Annotated in this window: 21 protein-coding genes, 1 tRNA gene and 1 pseudogene; 19 read left to right on the top strand and 4 right to left on the bottom strand. The window is 66.1% G+C overall.

What is annotated here, in order from left to right; genetic code table 11:
- The first annotated feature begins 250 nt into the window (after positions 1-250).
- The gene (locus AruCF_RS18105) at positions 251-1,720 is read left to right on the top strand and encodes a glycosyltransferase family 39 protein (protein ID WP_049075052.1); all 1,470 of its coding nucleotides are present in this window, start codon (positions 251-253) and stop codon (positions 1,718-1,720) included.
- Positions 1,721-1,752: 32 nt separating this feature from the next.
- Here AruCF_RS18105 and AruCF_RS18100 read toward each other — a convergent pair whose 3' ends face one another.
- Positions 1,753-2,016, bottom strand: a complete 264-nt coding sequence (locus tag AruCF_RS18100) for a hypothetical protein (protein WP_049075051.1) — start codon at positions 2,014-2,016, stop codon at positions 1,753-1,755.
- A gap of 300 nt (positions 2,017-2,316) precedes the next feature.
- On the opposite strand from AruCF_RS18100, the gene hemN reads away from it, so the two are divergent.
- The gene (hemN, locus tag AruCF_RS18095) at positions 2,317-3,741 is read left to right on the top strand and encodes an oxygen-independent coproporphyrinogen III oxidase (protein ID WP_172802424.1); all 1,425 of its coding nucleotides are present in this window, start codon (positions 2,317-2,319) and stop codon (positions 3,739-3,741) included.
- A gap of 43 nt (positions 3,742-3,784) precedes the next feature.
- On the opposite strand, the gene AruCF_RS18090 is transcribed toward hemN, so the two are convergent.
- Positions 3,785-4,516, bottom strand: coding sequence for a response regulator transcription factor (locus AruCF_RS18090; RefSeq protein WP_049075050.1), 732 nt, complete (start codon positions 4,514-4,516; stop codon positions 3,785-3,787).
- Between the two features lie 295 nt (positions 4,517-4,811).
- On the opposite strand from AruCF_RS18090, the gene rfbD reads away from it, so the two are divergent.
- The 7 genes from rfbD to ptsP all read left to right on the top strand — a co-directional run bounded on the left by rfbD (position 4,812) and on the right by ptsP (position 12,340).
- Positions 4,812-5,726: a dTDP-4-dehydrorhamnose reductase gene (gene rfbD, locus AruCF_RS18085; RefSeq protein WP_049075049.1), complete on the top strand. Its 915-nt coding sequence runs from the start codon at positions 4,812-4,814 to the stop codon at positions 5,724-5,726.
- A gap of 326 nt (positions 5,727-6,052) precedes the next feature.
- Complete coding sequence (thrS, locus tag AruCF_RS18080) at positions 6,053-8,005, top strand: threonine--tRNA ligase (protein WP_049075048.1); 1,953 nt, start codon at positions 6,053-6,055, stop codon at positions 8,003-8,005.
- 20 nt (positions 8,006-8,025) lie between these two features.
- Positions 8,026-8,577 carry a translation initiation factor IF-3 gene (infC, locus tag AruCF_RS18075; RefSeq protein ID WP_076410237.1) on the top strand — a complete coding sequence of 184 codons (552 nt, stop codon included), beginning with the start codon at positions 8,026-8,028 and terminating at the stop codon, positions 8,575-8,577.
- A gap of 164 nt (positions 8,578-8,741) precedes the next feature.
- Positions 8,742-9,722, top strand: coding sequence for a glutathione synthase (gene gshB / locus AruCF_RS18070; protein ID WP_049075043.1), 981 nt, complete (start codon positions 8,742-8,744; stop codon positions 9,720-9,722).
- 17 nt (positions 9,723-9,739) lie between these two features.
- Positions 9,740-10,141, top strand: coding sequence for a PTS sugar transporter subunit IIA (locus AruCF_RS18065; RefSeq protein ID WP_049075042.1), 402 nt, complete (start codon positions 9,740-9,742; stop codon positions 10,139-10,141).
- Between the two features lie 110 nt (positions 10,142-10,251).
- A complete protein-coding gene (locus AruCF_RS18060; protein ID WP_006387993.1) occupies positions 10,252-10,521 on the top strand; it encodes an HPr family phosphocarrier protein in 270 nt (89 codons plus the stop codon).
- A 124-nt stretch (positions 10,522-10,645) separates the two neighbouring features.
- Complete coding sequence (gene ptsP, locus AruCF_RS18055) at positions 10,646-12,340, top strand: phosphoenolpyruvate--protein phosphotransferase (RefSeq protein ID WP_144419154.1); 1,695 nt, start codon at positions 10,646-10,648, stop codon at positions 12,338-12,340.
- A 217-nt stretch (positions 12,341-12,557) separates the two neighbouring features.
- On the opposite strand, the gene amt is transcribed toward ptsP, so the two are convergent.
- Both amt and AruCF_RS18045 read right to left on the bottom strand, forming a co-directional pair.
- Positions 12,558-13,796, bottom strand: coding sequence for an ammonium transporter (gene amt / locus AruCF_RS18050; protein WP_049075040.1), 1,239 nt, complete (start codon positions 13,794-13,796; stop codon positions 12,558-12,560).
- 31 nt (positions 13,797-13,827) lie between these two features.
- Positions 13,828-14,166, bottom strand: a complete 339-nt coding sequence (locus AruCF_RS18045; protein ID WP_006218735.1) for a P-II family nitrogen regulator — start codon at positions 14,164-14,166, stop codon at positions 13,828-13,830.
- A gap of 543 nt (positions 14,167-14,709) precedes the next feature.
- On the opposite strand from AruCF_RS18045, the gene AruCF_RS18040 reads away from it, so the two are divergent.
- The 10 genes and pseudogenes from AruCF_RS18040 to AruCF_RS17995 all read left to right on the top strand — a co-directional run bounded on the left by AruCF_RS18040 (position 14,710) and on the right by AruCF_RS17995 (position 22,917).
- Positions 14,710-15,144 (top strand): DUF5339 family protein, encoded by a 435-nt coding sequence (locus tag AruCF_RS18040; protein WP_049075039.1) that lies wholly within the window; start codon positions 14,710-14,712, stop codon positions 15,142-15,144.
- Between the two features lie 150 nt (positions 15,145-15,294).
- Positions 15,295-15,546 (top strand): accessory factor UbiK family protein, encoded by a 252-nt coding sequence (locus tag AruCF_RS18035; protein WP_006394062.1) that lies wholly within the window; start codon positions 15,295-15,297, stop codon positions 15,544-15,546.
- A gap of 86 nt (positions 15,547-15,632) precedes the next feature.
- Positions 15,633-17,173: pseudogene (locus AruCF_RS18030) on the top strand (YifB family Mg chelatase-like AAA ATPase).
- 439 nt (positions 17,174-17,612) lie between these two features.
- Complete coding sequence (rpmI, locus tag AruCF_RS18025) at positions 17,613-17,810, top strand: 50S ribosomal protein L35 (protein ID WP_006387997.1); 198 nt, start codon at positions 17,613-17,615, stop codon at positions 17,808-17,810.
- 17 nt (positions 17,811-17,827) lie between these two features.
- Positions 17,828-18,187, top strand: coding sequence for a 50S ribosomal protein L20 (gene rplT / locus AruCF_RS18020; protein WP_006387998.1), 360 nt, complete (start codon positions 17,828-17,830; stop codon positions 18,185-18,187).
- A 77-nt stretch (positions 18,188-18,264) separates the two neighbouring features.
- A complete protein-coding gene (pheS, locus tag AruCF_RS18015) occupies positions 18,265-19,287 on the top strand; it encodes a phenylalanine--tRNA ligase subunit alpha (RefSeq protein WP_049075035.1) in 1,023 nt (340 codons plus the stop codon).
- A gap of 14 nt (positions 19,288-19,301) precedes the next feature.
- Positions 19,302-21,719 carry a phenylalanine--tRNA ligase subunit beta gene (gene pheT, locus AruCF_RS18010; protein ID WP_049075033.1) on the top strand — a complete coding sequence of 806 codons (2,418 nt, stop codon included), beginning with the start codon at positions 19,302-19,304 and terminating at the stop codon, positions 21,717-21,719.
- 3 nt (positions 21,720-21,722) lie between these two features.
- The gene (locus AruCF_RS18005; RefSeq protein ID WP_080977459.1) at positions 21,723-22,061 is read left to right on the top strand and encodes an integration host factor subunit alpha; all 339 of its coding nucleotides are present in this window, start codon (positions 21,723-21,725) and stop codon (positions 22,059-22,061) included.
- Between the two features lie 57 nt (positions 22,062-22,118).
- A complete protein-coding gene (locus tag AruCF_RS18000; RefSeq protein ID WP_049075028.1) occupies positions 22,119-22,550 on the top strand; it encodes a MerR family transcriptional regulator in 432 nt (143 codons plus the stop codon).
- 290 nt (positions 22,551-22,840) lie between these two features.
- Positions 22,841-22,917: transfer RNA gene (locus AruCF_RS17995), tRNA-Pro, on the top strand.
- Positions 22,918-23,011: the final 94 nt, after the last annotated feature.

Here is a 23,011-nt window from a genome sequence, read left to right as displayed (position 1 = left end):
TAAAAGTAAAAAACGCACGATAGAGGGAAAACGATCAGAGGGATTTCCCGTCTTCCTATCTGGTGGTCAGGCCAGTTGGCGTATGCCCTCTCGCGCCCGCGCTTTACAGTTTTCGAACAAATGGCGAACAAATCCCGCGCCGTTGTGACGTCACCCGACCCCGATAATCGCTGCGCCTCGCGTCGAGGCCGACAGGGCGGGGCATTGCGTACGCCGACATTGGGAGAGTGGCGTGCAAGGGAGTGGCAACATGGCGTGGGCGCCGAAGCCCTGGCGAGTCGGCATCGGCATGGCGCTGTTTGCCCTGGCGTGGCTGTGGTTGTCGGATCGGGCCGTGCTGGCGCCGCCCACCGACAACATCGAACAGCTGATCTGGGTGCGCAGCCTGGAATGGGGCTACTACAAACATCCGCCGCTGCCGACCTGGCTGCTCTGGCCCGTCGTGCAGGTGCTGGGCTGGAGCGCCTGGGTTACCTACCTCCTCGGGGCGCTCTGCACCTTGGGGGCGTTTGCGCTCATGTGGAACATGCTGCGCGGCATGCGTGGCGAGGCCTATGCCGCGACCGCCGCGCTGGCCGGCCTGTGCATCACGTTCTACAACGGCCGCCTGTATTTCTATAACCACGAGATCGTCCTGATCCCGCTGGTGGCAGGGTGCGCGGCGGCCTGCTGGAAAGCCTATGCCAGCCGCAAGATCGGCTGGTGGATCGTGCTGGGCGTTTGCCTGGGGCTGGGGGCGCTGGCCAAGTACCAGATCGCCGTCGCGGGCCTGGCGGTGCTGGTGTTCTGGTGCGGCCGCAAGGCCTGGCGCGATCCCATGCACCTGTTCGGTTTGCAGGTGGCGGGGCTGACCGCGCTGGCGGTGTTCGCGCCGCACATGGTCTGGCTGGTCAACCACGATTTCGAGCCGCTGCGCTATGCGATGTCGTCGTCGCTGGCCGCTGGCCTGCCGTGGGGCGCGCGGGGCTACGAAGTGGCGCGCTGGTGGGGCGATCAACTGCTGAACCGCGCTTTGCCCGCCTGGGCCTTCCTGGCGTCGCTCTGGCTGTTCACCCGCCGCCAGCGGCGGGCGCCTGCCGTCTCCCCGGCCGCCGCGCCGGTCCGGGACGATGCGGCGCGCGCGCTGCTGTTGTCCTTCGGACTGGTGCCGCTGCTGTTCGTCAGCGCCATGGCGCTGATCTCGGGCTCGCACATCCAGTTGCATTGGGGCACGCCATTCCTGCTGTTCATCGTGCCGGCGGCGATGGAGCTGGCGCGCGGGCCCTGGCGCGCGCCGTTTGCGCCGCGCCGCGCCCTGGCGGTGTTTCTCGTCATCCAGTCGCTGCTGATGTTGCGGGTGGAACTCACCGCGCCGAATGGCGCCGGCCTGTGGCGGCGCGCGACCGATTGGCGCTATTTCGACGCGAAAGGGCTGGCCTCGGTGCTGCATGCGCCCGCCGTCGCGGCGCTGGGCGGGCCGGTCCGGGTCGTGTCAGGCCCGTGGGAAGAGTCAGGCGCGCTGGCGTTATGGCTGCCGGAAAGACCCGTGGTGCTGATCGACGGCCAGGCCCGCTTCAGCCCTTGGGTCGGCGCCGGCCTGGTGGCCGAGCGCGGTGCCCTGGAATTGCGCAGGGCCAAAACCCCGCCGCACGGCTTTCAGGCCGTCGGGCCGGATTTCCCTTTGCTGTATTGGCGCGTGTCGCGCCCTGCCGCGACGCGCGCCGGTGTCGCCGCGGAGTGATGCCGCGCGTTGGGCGTGGGCCTGGCCAGCCCTCAGGCCCCGCTATCCGGTTCCGGCGTCTGGGTAAAGGCGCGCACCAGGCGAGCGATGCCGTCCAGTTCGTCGTGCGCGCCGCTCACCCATTCGGGTTTATCGAAGGGGCTGTCCGCGGGGGCATCGTCCAGATTGGCCTTCAGGTCGCCCAGCAATTCCAGCGCCATGTCGGTGGCCTGCAGGCTGCCGCGGGTGGAAAGGGCGATGGCGATCGCCAGCGCCTGGCGCAGCGCGAGCAGGCGGCCGTCGAGTTCGGTGTCCACGGGGAATGTCCTTGTAATGGAGGAATCCCGCCATTTTACGGGCGCCGACGTCCCCCGCTCCTGGCTGGAGCGCGACGTCGGGCGGCAGGGCCGCCCGCCGCGGGGGCGCCCATCCCCGTATCGCCCGCCGCCGCATTCGCCCAGGCCGGCTTTGCTGCGCGGTGGCGGGAGGAGCCAGGCTAGACGCAAGCGCCTCGTGCCGCGCGCGAGGTTCTCGCGGGTTGCGCCTTCGGTGCTGCGGGATGCCGCGTTTGCGCAAGATCAAGGCGGGCAGGGCGGCGCGGGCGAATAATTCGAGGTATGCAAGCCGCCCTACGCCCAGCCTCCGCCGAACCCCCGGCCGCCGCCGAACCTTTCTTTCCGCCGCAGTTGCTGGCGCGCCTGGACAAGAACGGGCCCCGCTACACCTCCTATCCCACGGCCGACCGCTATAGCGGCGATTTCGACGCCGAGCAATATCGGCAGGCCCTGCGCCAGCGGCGCGCTTCCTGTACCACGGAGCCTCTGTCGCTCTACGTACATATCCCGTTCTGCGATTCGGTCTGCTATTACTGCGCCTGTAACAAGGTCGTGACCCGCCATCACGACCGCGCCGCCCGCTACCTCGATGCGCTGGCGCGCGAAATCGCGCTGCACGTGGCCGAACTGGGGCAGGGCGTGCCGGTATCGCAACTGCATTTCGGGGGCGGCACCCCGACCTTCCTGTCCGACGAGGAACTCGACCGCCTCATGGCGGATCTGCGCGACGCCTTCCGTTTCGAACCCGACGCCGAGATTTCCATCGAGGTGGATCCGCGTACCGCCACGCCGCAGCGCCTCGAAAAGCTGCGCAAGCTGGGCTTCAATCGTCTCAGTTTCGGTGTGCAGGATTTCGACGCGCGGGTACAGGTGGCGGTCCATCGCGTACAGTCCTTCGAAGAGGTCCGCGACCTGATGCAAAGCGCCCGGGCGCTCGGCTACGCCTCGGTCAACGTCGACCTGATCTACGGCCTGCCTCTGCAGACCACGGAATCGTTCGCGCGCACCATCGCCCAGGTCAGCGCACTGCGGCCCGACCGCATCGCGCTCTATGCCTACGCCCACCTGCCGGAACGCTTCAAGCCGCAACGTCGCATCAATGTGGCGGACCTGCCGGACCGCGCCACCCGGGTCGGCCTGCTCAGCGCCGCCATCGAAGGCTTTCTGAAGCAGGGCTACACCTACATTGGCATGGATCATTTCGCGCTGAACACCGACGCCCTGGCCATCGCCAAGCAGCGCGGGGAACTGCATCGCAATTTCCAGGGCTACAGCACCCAGCCCGACCGCGACCTGGTCGCGCTGGGGGTGTCGGCCATCGGTCGCATCGGCGATACCTACAGCCAGAACGCCAAGGACCTGGACGCCTACTACGCCGCCATCGAGTCCGGCCGTTTCGCGGTCGAGCGCGGACTGGCGCTCAGCGCCGACGATCTGGCGCGGCGTGACGTCATCATGGACATCATGTGCCAGGGCAAGGTGGACTTCGCCCGCGTCGAGGCGCGCCATGGCTTGCGGTTTGGTGATTATTTCGGGCCGGAGTTGTCGCAGGCGGCCAACCTGGCCGAGCTGGGCCTGGTCAACCTGCGCGCGGGCGAGCTGCGGGTCACCGGCTTGGGTTGGTATTTCGTCAGGGCCGTTGCCATGACGTTCGATGGCTATTTGCGCACGGTCAGCACCGGCGCCAGCTACTCGCGCATCATCTGACGGGCGCCGGCCGCCCCGCGGGCAGCCGGTACGCGCGTGTGGGCTACTCGGCGAATTTCTCGCGCAGGAACAGGGCAAGCGCCAGGTCGTCGGACAACTGCAGCTTGCGCATGGCGCGACGCTTGTGGGTGCTGACGGTCTTTTTGCTGCGTTTCAGGCGCGTGGCGATCTGGGTGACCGACAGTCCCTGGCTGATGTGGCGCAGGACCTCGACTTCGGAGGTGGTCAGCAACGCATGGGGCGGGCGCGGCGACAGCGGGCGGATCCTGCCGTCCTGCACCGACAGGAAGGGATCCTTCTTGCTGAGGACGCCGTGGATCATCTCGGGCAGCAGCAGCATGCCCCATTGCTTGGCCAGGTAGCCGTTGGCGCCGGCGCGGTAGGCCGCGTACTGGGTTTCCTGGCGGTTGCCAGCCGAAAAGGTGATGATGGCCAGGTTCGGGTGGTAGCGCCGCAAGCGGCGCAGGTAGTTGACGCCGTCCCAGGGTTCCTGGGGCAGGTAGAAGTCGATCAGGGCTACGTCGCAAGGCATGCTGGCGAGTTTGTCGAGCAGCCGGCTGGCCGAGGTTTCCTGGTGGATGACGCGGAAACCCGGGCGGGCGTCGAGGTAGGCACCCAGGCCGAGCGCGACGACGGGATGGTCGTCGAGGATCGCCACGCGGATGACGGGTGGCGGCCGCGACAGCAGCAGGTGCTTGCGGGAATTGGGGCGGTCACCTGCATCGTGGGAGCGCGGTTCGGTAGAAGCGGCATCCGGCGCTGAGGCAGTATTCATCAGGACTCCACAGAATGGACGGGAAAACGTCGGTAAAGAGGGTGTGCGCCCGAAGGCAGCTGGGACTGCACACTCGCGTAACCAGTCCGAAATTCGAGTGTGAAGCTTATGGTCTTACGGCTCAGCCCTGGCGAAAACTAAACACGAATAAGACAAAACTACATTTGTGATACCGTGATGCGACGTTAGTCCCGGCCACGTCGCACGTTGCATGGCAGGGATAAAATCAACAGCATGTCCCGGGACGGCATGTCGCCGGCCCGAGGCACGAGACAGGCAAGGCGGCGGACGGCGCATGTCCAAGAAGATTCTGGTGATAGGCAGGGATGGCCAATTGGGCTTCGAGTTGCGGCGCAGCCTTGCGCCGCTGGGCGCCGTGGTCGCGGTCGGACGCGGCGAGTGCGACCTGACTTATCCGCTGCAGATCGCGCGGCTGGTGCGGCGTGAAAAGCCGGACATCATCGTGAACGCGGCAGCCTATACCGCCGTCGAGCGCGCCGAAGAGGACACGGTGCGCGCCATGCGCGTCAATGCGGAAGCCGCGGGCGAACTGGCGGCGCTGGCGGCCGACCGCGGCGCGCTCATCGTCCACTACTCGTCCGACTACGTGTTCGACGGCGCCAAGGCCGGCGCCTACGACGAGCAGGATGCGCCGGCGCCGCTGAACGCCTATGGCCGCAGCAAGCTGGCCGGCGAGCAGGCGGTGCGCGCCCTGAACCCGGCGCATCTGGTGTTCCGTACCTCCTGGGTCTACGGGGTGTTCGGCAACAGTTTCCTGAAGACCATGCTGATGGCGTTGCGCCAGCCGGAGGCGTTGCGGGTGGTGAGTGACCAGCGCGGCGCGCCGACCGGCGCCGCCTATATTGCCGATGCCACCGCGCTGGTGCTGGCGCGCTACCTGGCGCTGCCGGCCGACTCGGACTTCCCCTTCGGCCTGTACCACCTGGCGGCCACCGGCGATGCCAGTTGGCACGAGTACGCTTGTTTCATCGCGCAGCAGGCGCGCCGCGCCGGCCTGGCGGTGACGCTGACGCCGGGTGACATCCGAGCGGTGCCGTCCGACCAATATCCCACCACGGCGCGCCGCCCCGCCAATTCGCGGCTCGATTGCCGGCTGCTGGCGCGCACCTTCGGCATCCGCGCGCCGCATTGGGAGGAGGGCGTGACCCACGCACTGGCCGCGATCGCCGACAGCCGCAACCTGGCATGAACGCCGGGGCCAAGCGCCGTCCCTGTCGCGTAAATGTCACGAAATGGGCGCAAAGGGTGCTACAATCGGCAACGATAAGCACTGCCAGCCATGGGTTGGCGGCGCGGCACTTACCCCCTGAAGGCCCAGGCACCATGTCTTTCCCGCTGGCACGAACTACGACCCGGAACTTTCGCCCTATGTCGCGTTAGTTTTTCGTGCGTCGGGTTTCACCGTGTCAGGTCAGCGGTAAGACTCAGCAAGACAACCAAATGAACGCGGCTACCAGCCGCGTTTGTCGTTTCTGAATTTCGTATTTTTCCCAAGAACCCCAGGAAGCACTCCCGATGGTACAGATCACATTGCCCGATGGTTCGCAGCGCCAATACCCGGGGCCGGTCACGGTCGCCGAAGTGGCGCAATCGATCGGCGCGGGATTGGCCAAAGCCGCCTTGGGCGGCCGCGTGACCTTTGAAGGCGCCGACTCCACGCTGGTCGACACCAGCTACCGCATCGAGGGCGACGCCCGCCTGGCCATCGTGACCGCCAAGGACGCCGACGGCCTGGACATGATCCGCCATTCCACGGCCCACTTGCTGGCCTACGCCGTCAAGGAGCTGTTCCCGGACGCGCAGGTCACCATCGGCCCCGTGATCGACAACGGCTTCTACTACGACTTCTCATACAAGCGCCCGTTCACGCCCGAAGACCTGACGGCCATCGAGAAGAAGATGGCCGAACTGGCCAAGAAAGACGAAGTGGTGACGCGCGAAGTCTGGTCGCGCGACGATGCCGTCGAGTTCTTCAAGGGCATTGGCGAGAAGTACAAGGCCGAGATCATCGCCTCGATCCCTTCGAACGAGCCGCTCAGCCTGTACCGCGAAGGCGATTTCATCGACCTGTGCCGCGGCCCGCACGTGCCGTCCACGGGTAAGCTGAAGGTCTTCAAGCTGATGAAGGTGGCCGGCGCCTATTGGCGCGGCGACAGCAAGAACGAGATGCTCCAGCGCATCTATGGCACGGCCTGGGCCACCAAGGAAGAACAGGAAGCCTACCTGCACATGCTGGAAGAGGCCGAGCGCCGCGACCACCGCAAGATCGGCCGCGAACTCGACCTGTTCCACTTCCAGGACGAAGCGCCGGGTCTGATTTTCTGGCATCCCAAGGGCTGGGCCCTGTGGCAGCAGGTGGAGCAGTACATGCGCTCCGTCTATCGCGACAACGGCTACCAGGAAGTGAAGGCGCCGCAGATCCTCGACATCTCGCTCTGGAAGAAGACGGGCCACTGGGACAACTACCGTGAAAACATGTTCACGACGGAGTCCGAGAACCGCGTCTATGGCCTCAAGCCCATGAACTGCCCGGGCCACGTGCAGATCTTCAACGCCGGCCTGCACTCGTATCGCGAACTGCCGTTGCGCTACGGTGAATTCGGCCAGTGCCACCGCAACGAACCGTCCGGCTCGCTGCACGGCATGATGCGCGTGCGCGGTTTCACGCAGGACGATGGCCACATCTTCTGTACCGAAGAACAGCTGCAGGACGAATGCGCCGATTTCACGGCCCTGCTGCAGAAGGTCTACCGCGACTTCGGCTTCACCGAAGTGCTGTACAAGGTCGCCACGCGTCCGGAAAAGCGCATCGGCTCGGACGAGGTCTGGGACACGGCCGAACAGGCCCTGATGGAAAGCCTGCGCCGCACCGGCTGCGAATTCGAGATCTCCCCGGGAGAGGGCGCGTTCTATGGCCCGAAGGTCGAATACACGCTGAAGGACGCCATCGGCCGCCACTGGCAGTGCGGCACGATCCAGGTCGACTTCTCCATGCCCGTGCGCCTGGGCGCCGAGTACGTGGACCAGAACGACCAGCGCCGTCCGCCCGTGATGCTGCACCGCGCCATCCTGGGTTCGCTCGAGCGTTTCATCGGCATGCTGATCGAAAACCATGCCGGCGCGATGCCGCCCTGGCTGGCGCCGGTGCAGGCCGTGGTGTGCTGCATTTCCGAACCTTCGGCCGATTATGCGGCTGAAATCACGCAAAGCCTGAAAAAACAAGGCTTTAGAGTAGAGTCCGATTTGCGCGGTGAAAAAATCACTCGTAAAATTCGGGAGCACAGCCTGCAGAAGGTGCCGTACATCCTCGTCGTCGGCGACAAGGAGAAGCAAAACGGTACCGTCGCCGTACGCGGATTGGGCGGTCTGGACCTCGGCGCCATCGCGTTCGACGACTTCGTCGCCCGCCTGTCCGAAGACGTATCCACCCGCCGCGACGTCAATCAACCCGATGGCAGCGCTGCTTAACATTTCTAGGAGCTTTCAACATCGCCACTGAAAAAGCCAATCGCATCAACGGTGAAATCCGCGTCCCCGAGGTGCGCCTGATAGGTCTGGACGGAGAACAGCTGGGCATCGTCAAGATTGCCGACGCGTTCCGTCTTTCCGAGCAAAACGACGTGGATCTGGTGGAAATCGCGCCGAACGCCGAGCCGCCGGTCTGCCGTTTGATGGACTACGGTAAGTTCAAGTACCAAGAGCAGAAGCGTCAGGCCGAAGCTCGTTCGAAGCAGAAGGTCATCCAGGTCAAGGAAGTCAAATTCCGTCCGGCCACCGACGAGGGCGACTACCAGGTCAAGCTGCGCAACCTGCGCCGCTTCCTCGAGGAAGGCGACAAGGCCAAGGTGACGCTGCGGTTCCGTGGCCGTGAAATGGCTCACCAGGAACTGGGCATGCGGGTACTTGAGCGTGTGCGCGACGATCTGCTGGAATTGGCCCAGGTCGAAGCCATGCCGAAGCTCGAAGGCCGTCAGATGGTCATGGTGCTGGCGCCCAAGAAGAAGGCTGCCCCCGCGGGCAAGCCGGAATCGGCGGCATAAGGCTCCTGCCGGCCTTCCCGTCCGGGAAGGCCTGGCCGCTCCTGCCCCGCGACCCGCCGTCCAGCCCATGTTCGGCGGGTTCGCTTATTGGGCGGCTCTGCGCTACGATGTCATAGATAGCCGCCTTCCCGAAAGGGAAGGCGGTGTACGTTCGGGGTGTCGCGATGCATGTTTTGTTCGTTTTGGATCCCTTGCCGCTCTTGAAGGCGTACAAGGACAGTTCTGTCGCCATGATGCGTGCCCTGGTGGCGCGCGGCCATACGCTCAGCGTGGCCATGCAGGGCGACCTGTACATCGAGACCGGCACGGTCAAGGCCGTCACCACGCCGATCGAGCTGGTGGCAGGCGCCGACCTGCACGGCCATGACTGGTGGCGCGAATCGGCGCAGCAGGACCTGCCGCTGGCCGATTTCGGCGCGGTGGTGATGCGCAAAGACCCGCCTTTCGACATGGAATACGTGTATTCCACCCACCTGCTCGAATACGCCCAGGCGCAGGGCGCCAAGGTGTTCAACAGTGGCGCGGCGATCCGCAACCATCCCGAAAAGCTGGCCATCACCGAGATCAGCGAGTTCACCGCGCCGACGCTGGTGACGCGCAACATGGCGCGCCTGAAGGCCTTCCACGACACGCACCACGACGTCATCGTCAAGCCGCTGGACGGCATGGGCGGCACCGGCGTGTTCCGCCTGCAGCCCAAGGACCCGAACCTCAACGCCATCCTGGAAACGCTCACCGACAACGGTGCGCGCACCATCATGGCGCAGCGTTACATTCCCGAGATCGTCAAGGGCGACAAGCGCATCCTGCTGATCGGCGGCGAGCCGGTGCCGTATTCGCTGGCGCGCATTCCGCTGGCCGGCGAAACCCGTGGCAACCTGGCCGCCGGTGGCCGGGGCGTGGCGCAGCCGCTGTCGCCGCGCGACCGCGAGATCGCCGAGGCCGTCGCGCCCAAGCTGGCCGCGCGCGGCCTGCTGCTGGTCGGCCTGGACGTCATCGGCGACTACGTCACCGAGGTCAATGTCACCAGCCCCACCTGTTTCGTGGAAATCGCCGAACAGACCGGTTTCGACGTCGCCGGCATGTTCGTCCAGGCGCTCGAAAAAGCGGTGGCGGCCGGCGTCTCGGCGCCGGCTGCGGCCTGATTTTCCTGGATCCGGTCATGACCACGGGTATTGTCATCGTCGTGCACGCGCCCCTGGGCGCGGCCATGCGCGAATGCGCCAGCCACGTCATGGGCAACCTCGACGGCATGCTGGCGATTCACGACATCCAGCCCGAGGATCGGCCCGACGACCTGGCGCCCGCGGTGCTCAAGGACATCCTCGAGCAGGACCATGGCGGCGGGGTGCTGGTGCTGACCGACCTGATCGGCGCCACCCCTGCCAATATCTCGAAGCGGGCCGTGGCTGACGCCCAGGCGCAGGGCATCCAGTGCTGTGTGCTGGCCGGCCTGAATACCCCCATGTTGCTGCGCGCGCTGACCTACCGCGGTCTCTCGCTGGCCGAGACGCGCGAGAAAGCGCTGGCGGGCGGGGTGCAAGGGGTGTTGCGGGTAGACTGACGGGCAGGAACTTGTCCTATTATTTCGGCTAATATTTCAAGCCGACGAGCGCTTGGACAATTTGCTGCAATCACCAACTGCGGTGTGATGCCGCGGTCACCATAATTCCTATGCCTAATACAGACATTGTCATCAGCAATAAACTGGGTTTGCATGCGCGGGCGGCCGCCAAGTTGACGCAACTGGCCAGCAAGTTCTCCAGCGAGATCTTCATTTCGCGGGGCGCGCAACGCGTGAATGCCAAGAGCATCATGGGCGTCATGATGCTGGCCGCCGGGCTGGGCGTAACGGTCAAGCTGGAGGCGTCAGGCAGCGATGCCGAGCAGGCGCTCTCTGAAATTGAAACTCTGTTCGACAGCAAATTCGGTGAACAGGAATAGCAGCGCTTCCGAATCCGCCGGCCCGGACGTCGTCCGGGCCGGCATGTCCGCGGCTGATGCCGCGGCTCAGACGCATGACGGGGCTGGCTCTGCCAGCCCCGTTATTTGTTTGTACGGCAAGGGCGTGGCCCGCGGCTACGCCATCGGCCGCGCGGTGGTCATGGGCGCGGCGGCGCTGGAAGTCGCGCACTACCGTATCGCGCCCGAGGACGTATCGGCCGAGAGCAGCCGCCTGACCGAGGCGCTGGCCTCGGCGCAGCAGGAACTGCGGCTGCTGGCCGACACCCTGCCGGCCGACGCGCCGCGCGAGCTGGGCGCCATGTTGAACGTGCACAGCCTGCTGCTCGGCGACCCGCTGCTGGCCGAGCAGACGCTGGCGCTGATCGCCGAGCGCCACTACAACGCCGAATGGGCGCTGACCACGCAGGGCCAGATCCTGGGCCAGCAGTTCGACGCCATGGAAGACGAGTACCTGCGCGAGCGCGGCGCCGACGTGCGCCAGGTGATCGAGCGGGTGCTGCACGTGCTGTCGGGCACCTCGGCCATCCTGCCGGACATGTCGCACATGGGCGGCGACGAGGCGCTGGTGGTGGTGGCGCACGACATCTCGCCGGCCGACATGCTGCGCCTGCGCGGCGGGCGCTTCGCCGCTTTCGTCACCGACCTGGGCGGGCCGACCTCGCACACCGCCATCGTGGCGCGCAGCATGGGCGTGCCGGCCGTGGTGGCCATGGGCAACGTGCGTGAGCTGGTGCGCGATGGCGACATGCTGATCATCGACGGCGCCGCCGGCGCCGTGGTGGTCAATCCGTCGGAACGCATCCTGCAGGAATACCGCCGCCGCCAGGCCGCCTACGCCGATGAGCGCGCCGAACTCAGCTTGCTGCGGGATGAGCCATCGGTCACCCTCGATGGCATCGACATCGTGTTGCACGCCAACATCGAGCTGCCTGAAGAGGCCGCGCTGGCCTTGGCCGCCGGAGCGCACGGCATCGGCCTGTTCCGCAGCGAATTCCTGTTCATGGGACGTCCGGATCTGCCGGGCGAGGAAGAGCAGTACGAGGCCTATTCGTCCGTCGTGAAAGTGATGGCGGGCCGTCCCGTTACCATCCGCACGCTCGACATCGGCTCGGACAAGACGCTGGACGGCGAAGCCACGGTGGCCACCAATCCGGCGCTGGGGCAGCGCGCCATCCGTTACTGCCTGGCGCGTCCGGAGATGTTCGCGACGCAGCTGCGCGCCATCCTGAGGGCCTCGGCCCACGGGCCGGTGCGGTTGTTGATCCCGATGATCGCCCACATGCACGAGGTGGTGGCGACGCGGGCCGCCATCGAGTCGGCCCGGCGCGAGCTGGATGCGCGCGGCCAGGCCTACGCGGCGCACATGGAAGTGGGCGCCATGGTCGAGGTGCCGGCCATCGCCATCGCCATTGAACCCTTCGCGCAGGCGCTGGATTTCCTGTCGATCGGCACCAATGACCTGATCCAGTACACGCTGGCCATCGACCGCGGCGATCACGACGTGGCGTCGCTCTACGATCCGCTGCATCCGGCGGTGCTGCGGCTGGTGGCCCACACCATCAATGCCGGCGAGCGAGCCGGCAAGCCGGTTGCGGTATGCGGCGAAATGGCTGGCGATTCGCGCATGACGCGGTTGCTGCTGGGGCTCGGCCTGACCGAGTTTTCCATGCATCCACAGCAACTGCTGGACGTGAAACGGGAAGTGCGCCGGGCGCACACCAATGCGCTGCGCGTGAAGGTGGCCAGCGCCTTGAACCGGGCCTTGCCGGTGGATTTGGATACGCTCGATCTGGCCTGAGAGCCGCTGACGCCGGGGCATTGCCCCAGCGAACGGAAAGCCCGGCGCATGCGCCGGGCTTTTTTTGCGCCGGCGGGCGCGGTGGGGGGGGCACCTTGGAGGTGCAGGCCGCTTGCGTCTGGTCCGGCCTTCGAAACGGCATTGCCCGGACGAAAAAAAGCCCCCTGCAAAGAGGGGGCTTCCCATGGCCCCGCCCGGCAGCGGGCGGGGGTGACGATCAGCTGTGGTAGGCCGATTCGCCGTGGCTGGTGACGTCCAGCCCTTCGCGTTCCTGGTCTTCCGGCACGCGCAGGCCGCACAGGGCGTTGGCGATCTTGTAGGCGATCCAGGCGACCACGCCGGACCAGACGATGGTCAGCAGCACGCCTTCAAGCTGCACCCACAGTTGGCCCAGGATCATGCCGGGTTCCGCCAGGCCGGGGCCGCCCAGGACCTGGGCATTGAAGACGCCGGTCAGCAGGGCGCCGACAATGCCGCCCACGCCGTGCACGCCGAACACGTCCAGCGCGTCATCGGCGCGCAGCAGGCGCTTCAGGCCATTGACGCCCCACACGCAGACCACGCCGGCGACCACGCCGATGATCAGCGCGCCCACCGGGCCGACCAGACCGGCCGCCGGGGTGATGCCCACCAGGCCGGCGACCGCGCCGGAGGCGGCGCCCAGCATCGAGGGCTTGCCCTTGATGGCCCATTCCGTGAACAGCCAGGCCAGCACGGCGCCAGCGGTGGCGATCATGGTGTTGAAGAAGGCCAGGGTGGCGTTTTCGTTGGCGGCCAGGGCGGAGCCGGCATTGAAGCCGAACCAGCCCACCCACAGCAGCGCGGCGCCGACGAAGGTCATCGGCAGGTTGTGCGGCTGCATGGCTTCGCGGCCGTAGCCGACGCGCTTGCCGACCACGTAGGCGCCCACCAGACCGGCCACGCCGGCATTGATGTGCACCACGGTGCCGCCGGCGAAGTCCAGCGCGCCCTTGGCGTTGAGCAGGCCCGGGGCCGTTTCGGACGCGAACCAGACCATGTGCGCGATGGGAATATAGGCGAAGGTGAACCAGATCACCGTGAACACCAGCACCGCCGAGAAGCGGGCGCGCTCGGCGAAGCTGCCGACGATCAGCGCGCAGGTGATGCCGGCGAAGGTGGCCTGGAACGAGGCGAACAGCAGTTCGGTCAGCGAGTTCGACATGGCGTACTTGCCATCCGCTGGATTGAACATGCCCGAGAAGAAGGCGCGCGAGAGGCCGCCGAAGAACGCGTTGCCTTCGGTGAAGGCAAGGGAATAACCGTAGATGAACCAGAGGACCAGGCCCAGCACGAACGTGCACATCACTTGCAGCAGCACCGACAGCACGTTCTTGCTGCGTACCAGGCCGCCGTAGAACATCGCCAGACCGGGTACGGCCATCATCAATACGAGAAGGGTAGAGACGAGCAACCAGGAGATATCTGCTTTATCCATTTTCAGGCTCCAATGAGTCTTTCTTATTTGTCTACAGCGCAGCTTCGCCGGCTTCGCCCGTGCGGATACGGATCACTTGTTCAAGGGGGGCGGCGAAGATCTTGCCGTCGCCGATCTTGCCGGTGCGGGCGGCTTGTTCAATGGCTTCGATGACCTGGTCGACCAGGTGGTCGGGCACGGCGGCTTCGACGCGCAGCTTCGGCAGGAAGTCGACCGCGTATTCCGCGCCGCGATACAGCTCGGTGTGGCCCTTCTGGCGCCCGAACCCTTTCACTTCGGTAACGGTGAGGCCCTGGACGCCGATTCCGGATAGAGCCACCCGCACTTCGTCGAGCTTGAAGGGCTTGATGATGGCGATGATGAGTTTCATGGCATTTCCTCTCATGGTTGCACGTTGGCATCGTCCATCAAGCAAATTCCATGCCACCATGGGCGGCACCCGCAGGGCGGGAGGGCAGGCGCTTTTATTGTGCCTGTGCGCACCAATATAGTGCGTCGTGCACCATACGTCAGCCTCAATTCGGTGCATGTCGTGGTCCGTGAGGGATGCAACGGAATATGTTTCCACGCCGCCATTTGTTGCGAGTTGATGCCAGCCCTGTTGCGATTTGTCGTGTTGATCCGTTGGCGCTCGGTCATCCGGTGGGCAGGGCTCGCGGGCCGGGGAACCTTGCTGGCCGGGCTTCACGCGGCAGGAACGATATCTGTCAGGCGTTTGAAAGCAGGCCGGAACGATCCATAAAACGGGGGCGGGGAGTGATACGAGGGTTTACACGCATAAGCTTGTTGCCAAAGGTTGGGTGAAGAAGAATCAAGTCCAGCTCATGGCGGTATCTGGGCCTGATCGGGCCGCGGCAACAGGGTTCCGGCGTTGCGGCTCTCTGAATACCAAAAAGCAAGAAAGGAAAGAGGAATGATGACGACCCAACGCAAAACCTTCGCCGTGTTGGCCTTGACCGCCGCGCTGGCTGCCCTGGCTGGCTGCAACAAGAGCGACGAAAAAGTCGCGCCGCCCGCGGCTTCGACCACGCCAGCACCGTCGACCACGACGCCTGGCACGCCGCCCGCGGCGACCACGCCGCCGGCCACCACCGCGCCGTCCAGCTCGGGCGCGCCTGCTGGCGCCACCGCCGGCCTGCCTGCCGAATGCGATGCCTATCTGACCAAGGTCAGCGCATGCATGGACAAGCTCGGCGCCTCCAATCCCGCCGCGGCCAGCTTCAAGCAGCAGCTCGATGCGGCCAAGACCCAGTGGGCCACGATCAGCGACAAGACGCAGCTGGCGGCCCAGTGCAAGCAGTCGGCGGACCTGTTTGCGCAGTCCGCTTCGCAGATGGGCTGCAAGTAAAGATGTTGGTAGGGGGTCGCCCCCAAGGCGGCCCGGTTTTCTCCTGTGCTTTGATGGGCGGTCACCGCATGCGGCCCGCCCTCTTTTTTTGCCTGCGGGGCGCGCCGGGAAAGCACTACACTTGAGGCATCAAGAACACGTGAGGCCGCTATGAACAATCGCACCCAGTGGATGGAAGACATCCAGAAGAACATTTCCGACCTGATCGCCCGCAGCCCGGCCGCGGATGTCGAGCGCAACGTGCGCGCCATGATGACGCAGGCGTTTTCGAAGCTCGATCTGGTCACCCGCGAAGAGTTTGACGTGCAGGCCGACCTGCTGGCGCGCACCCGCGCCCGCGTCGACCAATTGGCCGCCACCGTCGAGCAGCTGGAGTCGCGCCTGTCCGCCCTGGACAAGTAATCCGCGCGGGACACTTTTGCCACGGCCGCTTCCGCGGCCGTTTTCGTTTCCGGCATACTGGTCTTCGATCGCCACCGGAGACCGTCTTGACGCTTGCCGTAATCGCCAGCCGCACCCTCAGCGGCCTGCACGCCCACGCGGTGCGGGTCGAGACTCACCTGGGGCCGGGCCTGCCCAGCTTCAATGTGGTCGGGCTGCCCGACACCGAGGTCCGGGAAAGCCGCGAGCGCGTGCGCGCCGCCATCATCAACAGCGGCTTCAACTTTCCCGCTGGCCGCATCACGGTCAATCTGTCGCCGGCCGACATCCCCAAGGAATCCGGCCGCTTCGACCTGCCCATCGCCGTGGGCCTGCTGTTGGCCGCCGGGCAGTTGGCGCCGCAGGGTGAAGGCAGCTCGTCTGACGGGGACCTGTCCCGGGCCGCGCCGGATCCGCTGCTGGCCGGCCTGGTGCTGGCGGGCGAACTGTCGCTGACGGGCGCGCTGGTACCCGTTGCCGCCGCCCTGGTGATTGCGTTGAGCGTGGCCCGGGAGTCGCCAGGGGCCACCCTGATCCTGCCGGCTGGCAGCGCCGAGCAGGCGGCCCGGGTCGAGGGTCTGCGGGTCTTGTCGGCCCGCAGCCTGGCGGACGTGGCGGCCCATGTGGCGGGCCTGTGCGGGTTGCCGGACGCCATTGCAGCCCCCTGGCCCGAGGCGCCGCCGGCGCCCTGCCTGTCGGATGTGCGGGGCCAGCCTGGGGCGCGGCGCGCCCTGGAGGTGGCGGCGGCGGGCGGCCACAGCCTGCTGATGGTCGGACCCCCGGGGGCCGGCAAGAGCATGCTGGCCGCGCGCCTGCCTGGGCTGTTGCCGCCGCTGGCGCGGCCGCAGGCGCTCGAGGTCGCGGCCATCGCCGCGGTGGCGGGTGTGCCGGACACACGCATGGGCACGCCGCCGTTTCGCGCCCCGCATCACTCGGCGTCGGCCATCGCCATGGTGGGCGGCGGCGGCCGCCCGCGCCCGGGAGAGATCAGCCTGGCCCATCATGGCGTGCTGTTCCTGGACGAACTGCCCGAGTTCAGCCGGCGCACGCTCGAGGCGCTGCGCGAGCCGCTGGAGACGGGCAGGGTGGTCATCGCGCGCGCCCTGCATACCGCGCAGTTCCCCGCCCGCTTCCAATTGGTGGCGGCGATGAACCCCTGCCCCTGCGGTTGGCGCGGCCATCCTCGCCGCGCCTGCCAGTGCACGCCCGACCAGGTGGCGCGCTATGCAGGCAAGGTTTCGGGGCCGCTGCTCGACCGGATCGACCTGTATGTGACCCTGCCGCCGCCCGATCTGGACAGCCTGCGGGGCCCCCCGGCGAGGCCTCGGCGCCGGTGCGGGCGCGAGTGGCGCGTTGCCGCGAACGCCAGGTGGCACGGCAGGGCAAGCCCAATGCCGGCCTGACCGGCGCCGAACTGGAGCGTCATTGCCCCATGGACCCGTCCGCCCAGGCGCTGTTGCTACAGGCGATGCGGCGATTGGCGGGGTCCGGGCGGGCGCTGCATCGCGCCCTGCGGGTGGCACGGACCATCGCCGACCTGGACGAGGCGGATGCGCTGGAGGCCAGCCATGTGGCCCAGGCGGTGCAGTATCGACGGCCGGGGGTATGATCGCGAATCCTCCCCGGCGCGGGCGGGGGGCGTCCGTGGTGCGTGGATCCGTTTCCCCTGGTTCCGTCCCTGGTTGCGCTGCCATGTCTTTGTCCGGCCCGGTGTCCCGGCTCGACAAAACCAGGGAAATCACCATATAATCAAAGGCTTTCCCGGATCCAGGCTACCTTTTTTGCCGCCGGTGCGGGAAAGACCGGGCCAAATGCCCTGGCGGCAGCCGAATGGCTGCAAGCCGGGATTCATGGCCCGGGGCGTATTCGAGTAATACGTCAGAAGTACCCCCAGTAGTACCCCCAGAAGTGGCAAGAGGTCCTCAAGTTTTGCCGCAATGGTGTAGGTCGAACGTTCCTGCCTTCGTGGTTCGGGGCGACGCCAACCGCCTTGCGACAAGCACCTCGCGTCATGTAAATCAACAATGCGTTCAGTTTAGGGAATCATCATGCCCAAGATGAAAACCAAGAAAAGCGCCGCAAAGCGCTTTCAGGTTCGCGGCAGCGGATCCATCAAGCGTGGTCAGGCGTTCAAGCGTCACATCCTGACCAAGAAGACCACCAAGAACAAGCGCCAGCTGCGCGGTTCGGCGGCGGTTCATGAAACCAACGTGGCCTCCGTCAAGGCCATGATGCCTTTCGCTTGATCTAAGGGAGATCTACTATGCCTCGCGTCAAACGCGGCGTTACCGCCCGCGCACGTCACAAGAAAGTCATTTCCGCCGCCAAGGGTTACCGTGGCCGCCGCGGTAATGTGTTCCGTATCGCCAAGCAAGCGGTCATGCGCGCTGGCCAATACGCCTACCGCGACCGCCGCAACAAGAAGCGCACGTTCCGCGCGCTGTGGATCACGCGTATCAACGCCGCCGTCCGCGAACATGGCGTCAGCTACAGCGTGTTCATCGCCGGCCTGAAGAAGGCTGCGATCGAACTCGACCGCAAGGTCCTGGCCGATCTGGCCGTGCGCGACAAGGCCGGCTTTGCCGCCATCGTGCAGCAAGCCAAGGCTGCCTTGGCTGCCTGATCGCGCGCTTTAACTCATCGCGCATCGCTGCAAACGGGGCTGTAATGGCCCCGTTTGCGTTTTGAAGGCTGGATTTCATGACTCAATCGGTTGACGACCTGGTTTCCCAGGCACAGGAACTGTTCGCCGCGGCCAGCAACGCCGCCGCGCTCGAAAACGCAAAGGCCCGCTTCCTGGGCAAGGACGGCGCGCTGACGGTCCTGCTCAAGGGGCTGGGCAAGCTCGATCCCGAGCAGAAGCGCGACATGGGCGCCCGCATCAATCAGGCCAAGCAGAAGGTCGAAGAGCTCCTGAACCTGCGCCGCGCGGCCCTGGTGCAAGCAGAACTGGATGCCCGCCTGGCGTCCGAAACCATTGATGTATCGTTGCCGGGCCGTGGCCGTGTGCCGGGCGGCATCCACCCGGTCATCCGGACCTGGGAGCGTGTCGAAGAGATCTTCCGCTCCATCGGCTTTGATGTGGCCGACGGCCCCGAAGTCGAGAACGACTGGACCAATTTCACCGCGCTCAACAACCCGCTGGACCATCCGGCGCGTTCCATGCAGGACACGTTCTACGTCGACATGAAAGACGCCGACGGCCTGCCGCTGCTGCTGCGCACGCACACCAGCCCCATGCAGGTGCGTTACGCCCGCATGCACAAGCCGCCCATCAAGGTCATCGCGCCTGGGCGCACCTACCGCGTCGACAGCGACGCCACGCACTCGCCCATGTTCCACCAGGTGGAAGGGCTCTGGATCGCCGAGGACATCTCTTTCGCCGACCTGAAGGGCGTGTACACCGATTTCCTGCGTTGCTTCTTCGAAAGCGACGATCTCGTCGTGCGCTTCCGCCCGTCGTTCTTCCCGTTCACCGAACCGTCGGCCGAAATCGACATGATGTTCACGTCGGGCCCGAACCGCGGCCGCTGGCTGGAGATCTCCGGCTCGGGCCAGGTGCACCCGCAGGTGGTGCGCAACTTCGGCCTGGACCCCGAACGCTACATCGGCTTTGCCTTCGGTTCCGGCCTGGAGCGCCTGACGATGCTGCGCTACGGCGTCAACGACCTGCGCCAGTTCTACGAAGGCGATTTGCGCTTCCTGCGCCAGTTCAACGAATAACAGACGGCTAGATCATGCAATTTCCCGAATCCTGGCTGCGTACGCTGGTCAATCCTCCGATCGCAACCGACGAACTCGCGCACCGGCTCACCATGGCCGGCCTGGAAGTCGAAGACACCGTGCCGGCCGCGCCCGCGTTCACGGGCGTGGTGGTCGCGCACATCGTCGAGATCGCCCCGCACCCCGACGCCGACAAGCTGCGCGTCTGCCAAGTCGATGATGGCTCCGGCGCGCTGCTGCAGATCGTCTGCGGCGCGCCCAATGCGGCCGCCGGCCTGACGGTGCCGCTGGCCCGCGTTGGCGCGGAACTGCCCGGTGGCATGAAGATCGGCGTGGCCAAGATGCGCGGCGTGCAATCGTCGGGCATGCTGTGCTCGGCGCGCGAACTGGGCCTGTCGCAAGACCACGCCGGCCTGCTGGAGCTGCCGGCCGATATGGTGCCGGGCCAGTCGATCCGCGAAGCGCTGGATCTGGACGACACGCTCTTCACGCTGAAGATGACGCCCAACCGCGCCGACTGCCTGTCGATCCTGGGCGTGGCGCGCGAAGTGGCCGCGCTGACCGGCGCGCCGCTGTCGGTGCCGACCGCCAAGGCGGTGCCCGTGACCCTGGACGAGCGCCTGCCCGTCAAGGTCGAGGCGCCCGACCTGTGCGGCCGCTTCGGCGGCCGCGTGATCCGCGGCGTGAACGCCCGCGCGCAGACCCCCGCGTGGATGAAGACGCGCCTGGAGCGCGCCGGCCAGCGTTCGGTATCGGCGCTGGTGGACATCTCCAACTACGTCATGCTGGAACTGGGCCGTCCCTCGCACGTGTTCGACCTGGACAAAATCCATGGCGACCTGTCGGTGCGCTGGGCGCGCGAAGGCGAGACGCTCGAGCTGCTGAACGGCCAGACCGTCACGCTGGATTCGAAAGTCGGCGTGGTGGTGGCCGGCGATCAGGTCGAAAGCCTGGCCGGCATCATGGGCGGCGAGGCCACCTCGGTCACGCTCGACACGCAGAACATCTACCTGGAAGCCGCATTCTGGTGGCCGCAATCGCTGGCCGGCCGCGCGCGCCGCTTCAAGTTCAGTTCCGAGGCCAGCCATCGCGGCGAGCGCGGCGTGGACTTCGCCACGATCCCGCAGCACATCGAATTCATCACGCGCCTGATCGTCGACATCTGCGGCGGCCAGGCCGGTCCGCTGGACGACCAGATCGTCAACCTGCCCAAGCGCGAGCCGGTGCGCATGCGCCTGGCGCGCTGCCACCGCGTGCTGGGCGTGCCCGTCACGCAGGCCGAAGTCGCCAAGATCTTCGGCAGCCTGGGGCTGGAATTCACGCTCGATGGCGATGACTTCATCGTCGCTCCGCCGTCGTATCGCTTCGACCTCGAGATCGAGGAAGACCTGATCGAAGAAGTGGCCCGCATCTACGGTTTCGAGAACATCCCCACGGTGCCGCCGCTGGCGCGCGCCAAGATGTTCTCGCAACCCGAAGTGCGCCGTGGTCCGCACGCGCTGCGCCGCCTGGCCGCCGCGCAGGACTACCAGGAAGTCGTCAACTACAGCTTCGTCGAAGCCGAGTGGGAGCGCGACTACGCCGGCAACGATACGCCGGTCAAGCTGGTCAACCCGATCGCCAGCCACCTGTCGGTGATGCGGTCTAGCCTGATCGCCGGCCTGGTGGCCAACATCCGCCACAACGCCAACCGCAAGCAGACGCGCGTGCGCCTGTTCGAGCTTGGCCGCGTCTTCGCTCGCGATGACGCCGCGCAGGACGGTCCGCTGGAAGTGGCCGGCGTGCGCCAGCCGCTCAAGCTGGCGGGCGCCGCCTGGGGCCCGTCGGTGGAAGAGCAGTGGGGCGTGCCCACCCGACAGGTCGATTTCTTCGACGTGAAGATGGACGTCCAGGCGTTGTTCGGCGCTCGTGGCGCGCGCCTGCGCTTCGAAGCGGCGGCCCATCCCGCGCTGCATCCGGGCCGCAGCGCCCGCATCTCGCTGGACGGCAAGCTGGTCGGCTGGATGGGTGAACTGCATCCGCGCTGGGCGCAACAGGCCGATCTGGCACACGCGCCGGTGGTGTTCGAGCTGGACGTGGACGCCCTGTCCGAAGGCGAACTGCCGCAGGTGCGCGAACTGTCGCGCCAACCGGTGGTGGTGCGCGACCTGGCCCTGTGGGTCGACGCGCCCGTGACGGTGCAGTCTATGCTGGACACGGTGGCGGCGACGGTCAAGGCCGATCCGCAACTGGCCGTGGTGCAGGACGTGCGCCTGTTCGACGTCTGGCGCGAAAAGGCCCAGGGCGACCAGCCCGTGGCCGAGAAAAGCCTTGCGTTCCGTTTCTGGCTACAGGACACTGAGGTCACACTGGACGAAGCCCGGGTGGCCGATTGCCTGGCGCGCATCAAGGACGCTTTGGTCCGTGCCCACGGCGCGCGCCAGCGCGCTTGAACCATGGGGAACAGTATGCTTGCCGAGCCGCGCACCCTGACCAAGGCCGAGCTGGCCGAGCTGCTCTTTGAGCGGGTCGGCCTGAACAAACGCGAAGCCAAGGACATCGTCGACACGTTCTTCGAGGAAATCCGCGACGCCCTGGCGCGCGGCGATTCCGTCAAGCTTTCGGGCTTCGGAAATTTCCAGGTGCGCGACAAGCCGCCCCGCCCGGGGCGCAACCCCAAGACCGGCGAGACCATCCCCATCGCCGCACGCCGCGTGGTCACGTTCCACGCCAGTCAGAAACTCAAGAGCGTGGTGGAGCAGGCCATCCCCGCAGCGCCCGACGCTGAGGAGTGATACGCTTTGTCGGTAATTGTTATCGGCACTCGACGCATCGCGGCATAGAATTCTCTTATGACACGTACCGAATCCACCGTTACCTTACCGCCCATTCCCGCCAAGCGTTACTTCACCATCGGTGAAGTCAGCGACCTGTGTGGCGTCAAGCCCCATGTCTTGCGGTACTGGGAACAGGAGTTCACGCAGCTCAAGCCGGTGAAGCGGCGCGGCAATCGTCGCTACTACCAGCATCATGAAGTGCTGCTGATCCGTCGCATCCGTTCCTTGTTGTACGAACAAGGCTTCACCATCAGCGGCGCCCGCAACCGCCTGGGCGATGCCCGCGACACGCCGCACGACCAGGACGCCGCGGTGCGCCTGAGCGGCGCCGAGATGCAGGCCCTGCGCAACGAGTTGGGCAGTGTGTCGACGATGCTGGGCGAGGCGCTCGGCTCGGCCGCGCCGGCGTCAAGCGGCAGCGCGGTGAGCGCCAGCGCCACGGCTTGAACCGCGGCGGGGCATTGCAAATCCGTCTTTCCGAATTGATGCTTCGTGGCATGCGCGCTGTCGTTGATCGCGGCGCGCGTGAATCGCGGTGCCTCTAGTTCAGTCTGTCGCATCGCGCGGTCATGCGCGTGGTTCAGTCTGGCATTCAGTACCCTTGCGTGTCATGCGCGAGCCTTGCCTGCGAGGGTTGCGGGCATCGCGTGGGGCAGGCAAATTTTTTTGAGTATTCGGCACTTTTTTTGCACCAATGCGTGCAAACAATTTTTAGGTCTGCTATACTCTTTTTCTTTCGGGGCGTAGCGCAGCCTGGTAGCGCACTTGCATGGGGTGCAAGGGGTCGCGAGTTCGAATCCCGCCGTCCCGACCAGCAATACCCTAGGGGGTTAGTGATGAAAATCACTAACCCCCTTTCTCATTGGCCTGCGTGAAGGATGATTAGGGAATGCCCGGTCCGGCTGGCT

Source organism: Achromobacter ruhlandii, from assembly GCF_002082135.1.
GTDB classification, from domain to species: Bacteria; Pseudomonadota; Gammaproteobacteria; order Burkholderiales; family Burkholderiaceae_B; genus Achromobacter; species Achromobacter ruhlandii.
This window is presented reverse-complemented; position numbering and strand designations above follow the sequence as displayed.

Excerpts from the sequence above, each read along its gene's own strand:
- AruCF_RS18105 (WP_049075052.1), top strand. The coding sequence starts at position 251 with ATGGCGTGGGCGCCGAAGCCCTGGCGAGTCGGCATCGGCATGGCGCTG.
- hemN (WP_172802424.1), top strand. The coding sequence starts at position 2,317 with ATGCAAGCCGCCCTACGCCCAGCCTCCGCCGAACCCCCGGCCGCCGCC.
- AruCF_RS18090 (WP_049075050.1), bottom strand. The coding sequence starts at position 4,516 with ATGAATACTGCCTCAGCGCCGGATGCCGCTTCTACCGAACCGCGCTCC.
- rfbD (WP_049075049.1), top strand. The coding sequence starts at position 4,812 with ATGTCCAAGAAGATTCTGGTGATAGGCAGGGATGGCCAATTGGGCTTC.
- thrS (WP_049075048.1), top strand. The coding sequence starts at position 6,053 with ATGGTACAGATCACATTGCCCGATGGTTCGCAGCGCCAATACCCGGGG.
- gshB (WP_049075043.1), top strand. The coding sequence starts at position 8,742 with ATGCATGTTTTGTTCGTTTTGGATCCCTTGCCGCTCTTGAAGGCGTAC.
- AruCF_RS18065 (WP_049075042.1), top strand. The coding sequence starts at position 9,740 with ATGACCACGGGTATTGTCATCGTCGTGCACGCGCCCCTGGGCGCGGCC.
- AruCF_RS18060 (WP_006387993.1), top strand. The coding sequence starts at position 10,252 with ATGCCTAATACAGACATTGTCATCAGCAATAAACTGGGTTTGCATGCG.
- amt (WP_049075040.1), bottom strand. The coding sequence starts at position 13,796 with ATGGATAAAGCAGATATCTCCTGGTTGCTCGTCTCTACCCTTCTCGTA.
- AruCF_RS18045 (WP_006218735.1), bottom strand. The coding sequence starts at position 14,166 with ATGAAACTCATCATCGCCATCATCAAGCCCTTCAAGCTCGACGAAGTG.
- AruCF_RS18040 (WP_049075039.1), top strand. The coding sequence starts at position 14,710 with ATGATGACGACCCAACGCAAAACCTTCGCCGTGTTGGCCTTGACCGCC.
- AruCF_RS18035 (WP_006394062.1), top strand. The coding sequence starts at position 15,295 with ATGAACAATCGCACCCAGTGGATGGAAGACATCCAGAAGAACATTTCC.
- rpmI (WP_006387997.1), top strand. The coding sequence starts at position 17,613 with ATGCCCAAGATGAAAACCAAGAAAAGCGCCGCAAAGCGCTTTCAGGTT.
- rplT (WP_006387998.1), top strand. The coding sequence starts at position 17,828 with ATGCCTCGCGTCAAACGCGGCGTTACCGCCCGCGCACGTCACAAGAAA.
- pheS (WP_049075035.1), top strand. The coding sequence starts at position 18,265 with ATGACTCAATCGGTTGACGACCTGGTTTCCCAGGCACAGGAACTGTTC.
- pheT (WP_049075033.1), top strand. The coding sequence starts at position 19,302 with ATGCAATTTCCCGAATCCTGGCTGCGTACGCTGGTCAATCCTCCGATC.
- AruCF_RS18005 (WP_080977459.1), top strand. The coding sequence starts at position 21,723 with ATGGGGAACAGTATGCTTGCCGAGCCGCGCACCCTGACCAAGGCCGAG.
- AruCF_RS18000 (WP_049075028.1), top strand. The coding sequence starts at position 22,119 with ATGACACGTACCGAATCCACCGTTACCTTACCGCCCATTCCCGCCAAG.